General features: G+C 47.3%; 1 protein-coding gene. It reads left to right on the top strand.

Annotated features, from left to right (window positions below):
* The first annotated feature begins 55 nt into the window (after positions 1 to 55).
* Positions 56 to 490: an IS200/IS605 family transposase gene (tnpA, locus tag APY94_RS12775; protein ID WP_058939973.1), complete on the top strand. Its 435-nt coding sequence runs from the start codon at positions 56 to 58 to the stop codon at positions 488 to 490.
* The last annotated feature ends 170 nt before the right edge of the window (positions 491 to 660 follow it).

Here is a 660-nt window from a genome sequence, read left to right as displayed (position 1 = left end):
AGGAAAGCGAAAAACATTTAAGCAATAAAACACACCATACATTAAGGGGTTCACAATGAAGCCTGAATCACCGAGAATCAAGAGGACAAGACATGCAAAACACTTCTTAACCTATCACTTTGTCTGGATACCAAAATACGGGAGGGACATTCTCGTTGGAAAAGTCGCTGAAAGGCTCAAAGAAATGCTCAAGGAATACTCCCAAGAAATCGGGTGTGAGGTCATTGCACTCGAAGTAATGCCAGACCACGTTCACGTTTTCCTCCAGGCAAAGCCAAACCTCTCGCCGGCCCAAATAGTGAACCACCTGAAGGGCAAAACCGCCAGAAAACTCCTTCAAGAATTCCCCGAACTGAGGAGTAAAACAACGCACGGCAGGCTCTGGTCCCGCTCCTACTTCGTCGCCTCAGTCGGCTACATAACTGATGAGATCGTCAAACACTACGTTGAAACCCAATGGGAGCGTGAGTTGAAACGAAGAGGAGCGTAACCCTCAAACTCCAGCCCTCGAAGGCCCAAAAGAAAATCCTCTTCGAGTTAGCCGACGTTGGAGCCAAAGTCTGGAACAGGGTGAACTACCTTCGCAGGCAAGAATTCTTCGAGGGCAAACCCGTTGATTTCCTTAAAACCGAGAAAACCGTTTACGAGGAATTCAAAAAA

The organism is Thermococcus celericrescens (genome assembly GCF_001484195.1).
GTDB classification, from domain to species: Archaea; Methanobacteriota_B; Thermococci; order Thermococcales; family Thermococcaceae; genus Thermococcus; species Thermococcus celericrescens.
This window is presented reverse-complemented; position numbering and strand designations above follow the sequence as displayed.

Bases quoted from the DNA above. Each gene is read 5' to 3' on its own strand.
- tnpA (WP_058939973.1), top strand. From the start codon at position 56: ATGAAGCCTGAATCACCGAGAATCAAGAGGACAAGACATGCAAAACAC.